4 protein-coding genes are annotated in these 3,890 nt (G+C 73.7%); all 4 read left to right on the forward strand.

Annotated features, from left to right (window positions below; all coding sequences use genetic code 11):
* On the forward strand, positions 1–740 hold a 740-nt coding region (locus BGO22_RS02015; RefSeq protein WP_286848562.1), incomplete at its 5' end, for a LysR substrate-binding domain-containing protein.
* A gap of 25 nt (positions 741–765) precedes the next feature.
* A complete protein-coding gene (locus BGO22_RS02020; RefSeq protein WP_070398104.1) occupies positions 766–1,857 on the forward strand; it encodes an NAD(P)/FAD-dependent oxidoreductase in 1,092 nt (363 codons plus the stop codon).
* A gap of 15 nt (positions 1,858–1,872) precedes the next feature.
* Positions 1,873–2,751, forward strand: coding sequence for a tRNA glutamyl-Q(34) synthetase GluQRS (gene gluQRS / locus BGO22_RS02025; protein ID WP_070398105.1), 879 nt, complete (start codon positions 1,873–1,875; stop codon positions 2,749–2,751).
* 203 nt (positions 2,752–2,954) lie between these two features.
* Positions 2,955–3,734 (forward strand): hypothetical protein, encoded by a 780-nt coding sequence (locus tag BGO22_RS02030; RefSeq protein ID WP_070398106.1) that lies wholly within the window; start codon positions 2,955–2,957, stop codon positions 3,732–3,734.
* Positions 3,735–3,890: the final 156 nt, after the last annotated feature.

Genomic DNA, 3,890 nt, shown 5'->3' on the forward strand with positions numbered 1-3,890 from the left:
GCGAGGAACTGCTGCGCGCGGGCGAATTCCTGCTCAACGAGTTCGACGCCGTGGCGCGCCGCGTCAAGCGCGTGGCCACGGGCTGGGAGCCGCAGTTCACCATCGCGGCCGACGCGCTGATCTCGCGCGCCACCCTGTTCGAGCTGTGCGAGTCCTTCTACGCCACCGGCGCGCCCACGCGGCTGCGGCTGCGCGCCGAAACCCTCTCGGGCACGCTGGAGGCCCTGCAGAACGGGCTGGCCGACATCGCCCTGGGCGTGGCGGCCGATTCCGTGGGCCCGGGCCTGCAGGCCGCGCCGCTGGGCACGGCGGGCTTCGTCTATGCCGTGGCGCCACACCACCCGCTGGCGCGCCTGGAGGCCACGCTGACCGAGGAACACATGCGCCAGCACCGCGCCGTGGCCGTGGCCGACAGCACCCAGCGCGGCCGCGGCGTCAGCCACAACCTGCTGCCCGGCCAGGACGTGCTCACCGTGCCCACCATGCAGCACAAGCTGGAGGCGCAGCTGCGCGGCCTGGGCGCGGGCTTCCTGCCCACGGCGCTGGCCCAGCCTTTCATCAACGCCGGGCGGCTGGTGGTCAAGCCGGTGCAGCAGGGCGAGCGCAGCTTCCGCGTGGCCTACGCCTGGCGACAGACGCGCCACGCCGCCGACGGAGCCCGCGCGCTGCGCTGGTGGCTGGACCACCTCAAGCACGCCGGCACGCGCGAGGCCTTGCTGAACAACCACCACCAGAGTTGAGCACCGCCGCTGCTACATTCGCCCAATGACTTCACGCCCTACCTCGATTCCGCGCGCCCCCTTGCACGTCGCCGTGGTGGGCGCGGGCATGGCGGGCGTCACCGCCGCGCGCACCCTGCTGCAGGCCGGCCACCGCGTCACGCTGATCGAGGCCGCGTCCGCCGTCGGCGGGCGCATGGCCACCCGGCGCACCGAGTTCGGCGGCTTCGACCCCGGCGTGCAGTACTTCACCGTGCGCGATGCGCGCTTCGAGCTCGCGCTGCGCGCCACCGCCACCCGCGCCGTGCGCGCCTGGAGCGCCAGCACCGTGCGCGTGCTCGACGCCGTCGGCCACGTGCTGGCCAGCGCCCCGCCGCCCACCGAACCGCACTTCGTGGCCGCGCCGGGCATGAACGCCCTGGTCGCGCTCTGGGCGCAGCCGCTGCTCCAACCCGAGGCCCACGGCCAGGCCTCGGCCCCGGCGCTGCTGGACACGCGGGTCGCGCGGATCGAAGCCGACGCCCTGCACCCCCGGCAATGGCAACTGCGCACCGACGACGGCGACGGCGGCCAGCGCGTGCTGGGCGGCTTTGATCGCGTGCTGCTGGCCATTCCCCACCCGCAGGCGCACGCGCTGCTCCTGGCCTCGGGCCTGGCGCCCGAGTTGCGCGCCGCGCTGGCGCCGGTGCACGTGGCGCCCTGCTGGACGCTGATGGTCGCCTTCCCCCAGGCCATGCAACCGGGCCTGTACCACCTGGGCCCGCAGTGGAGCGCGGCGCGCAGCACGCACCACCGCATCAGCTGGCTGGCGCGCGAGTCGAGCAAGCCGGCGCGCGACCCCATCGAGCGCTGGACGGTGCAGGCCAGCCCCGCGTGGTCGACCAAGCACCTGGAAGACGACGGCGAGCGCGTGAAGGCCAAGCTGCTCAAGGGCTTCGCCGAAATCACCGGTATCCGCGCCACGCCGCCCTTCGCCGAGGTGCAGCGCTGGCGCTACGCGCAAACCCAGACCCCGCTGGGCCGCAGCCACCTGCTCGACACCGCGCTGGGCATTGGCCTGTGCGGCGACTGGTGCCTGGGCCACCGGGTGGAAGACGCCTTCGTGTCTGGCCTGGAGCTCGCGCTGGCCGTGGCCTGAAAGCCCCATGACCCGGTGAGCTACCGCGGACGCTTCGCGCCCTCGCCCACCGGCCCGCTACACGCGGGCTCACTGGTGGCCGCGCTGGCCAGCTGGCTGGACGCGCGCGCCCACGGCGGTGCCTGGCTCGTTCGCATCGAGGACGTGGACACGCCGCGCTGCATCCCCGGGGCCGACCGGCTCATCCTGCAACAGCTCGCCGCCTGCGGCCTGGAGAGCGACGAAGCCGTGGTGTGGCAATCGGCGCGCGGCGCACGCTACCAGGCCGCGCTGGACCGGCTCATCGCGCAGGGCGATGTGTTTCCCTGCGCCTGCTCGCGCCAGGACATCGAGCGCGCCCTGCTGGCCAGCGGCACGCCGCGCGAGCGCCACCAGGCCGCCGTGTACCCCGGCACCTGTCGGCCCGAGAGCGGCGGCCTGCGGGGCCGCGCGCCGCGCGCCTGGCGCTTTCGGGTGCCGGACGGCGCGGTGGTGCACTGGCACGACCGCCGCCTCGGCCCGCAGTCGCAGGACGTGGCCGCCACGGTGGGCGACTTCATCCTGCGCCGCGCCGACGGCCTGTGGGCCTACCAGCTCGCCGTGGTGGTGGACGACGCCGCGCAAGGCATCACCCACGTGGTGCGCGGCGAGGACCTGGCCGACAACACGCCGCGCCAGATCCTGCTGCAACGCGCGCTGGGCCTGCCCACGCCGCGGTACCTGCACACCCCGCTGGTGCGGGGCGACAACGGCGAGAAGCTGAGCAAGCAGAACGGCGCTCAGGCGCTGGACCTGAGCGACCCACTCGCGGCCCTGAACGCGGCGGCGCGCGCGCTGGGCTTGGGCCCGCGCACGGGGAGCGTCGCCTCGGCGCTGAAGGACTGGTCCCAGGCCTGGGCCGGCTCTGCGCCTTAAGCGCTCCATCAGGAACGGGCCTGTCCGGCCCGACCACTCAACCGGCGTTCAGCGATCGCGGCCCACGGCCGCTGCCTCCCCGCCCGACCATGGAACGCTACTCCCCCCCTACCACGCCCAGGACCACGCCGCCGTCCCGGACCCGCGCCGAGACCGAGACCGCCTCACCCGAGCGCCGCCCCGCCCCCCCTCAGCGAACCGGGTTGCGATCCAGCATTTCCACGCACTTCCAGCGGCTGGGCATCGAGCTCAACACCACCTTCAACAAAGGCGGCCAGTACGAACAGGCCCACCGCCAACTCATGGCATGGGGGCACGACGCGCGGGAGGCCACGGCCATCGCCAAGACGGACGACTACCCCCGCCTGCACGCGCTGGTGTTCGGCACCCTGATCGGCCCGCCGCCCTTCGCCCCGCGCACGCCCACCCTGAACGAAAGCGACACCCAGGCGCTGCTTGCCGTGTGCCAGGCCTGGCTCGAAGCCGGCAACCCCATGGCCGCCTCCCGGCTGGTCTGCGCCGTGTTCAAGGACCGGCCCCAGGACGCCGCATTGCTGCACCAACTGCTGTGCCGTGCACCCAAGGTCCCCCAGACCCTCATGGCCGGCTTCGAGCCCGATGCAACGCAGCATCTGGTGCCGGCCATCCTGTGCCTGGCCGAGCGCGGCTGGACGAACCGCGCGGACCCGTCGGTGCACCTGAACGCCGCGTCGCGCGACGCGCTCGACAAGCTGGTGCAACGCGCCGACCCCACCCAGTGGATGCGCCTGTGCCTCATCACGGCCAGGCAGCGCGTGCAAGCCGGCCAGCCCTTGATGCCACCGGTTGCGCCTGCGCCCCCACGTCCCAACCCACCCCTCACTGCCGATGAGACCGACACCGACCTACGTTGGCAAGAAGACACGCAGAGCGGCCCCCCCAGAGGACAAAACCCGCTCCCTGTCGCGCTCGCAGACCCCGACCACCGCGCTGTCCAGCTCTGAAGAGACGGCACGCGCGTCGACGTCCCCGCGCGCCTCGGCCTCCACCCCCTCCACCCCTCAACTCGCCAGGGAAGCGCTCACCTCCGGCCCCGAGCGGTTCACGCTCCCCCAGCCGAACCCGCACCACCACAGGACCGGGTCCTGGTCCCTGAGCGC

The organism is Hydrogenophaga sp. 70-12, assembly GCF_001897365.1.
GTDB classification, from domain to species: Bacteria; Pseudomonadota; Gammaproteobacteria; order Burkholderiales; family Burkholderiaceae_C; genus Hydrogenophaga; species Hydrogenophaga borbori.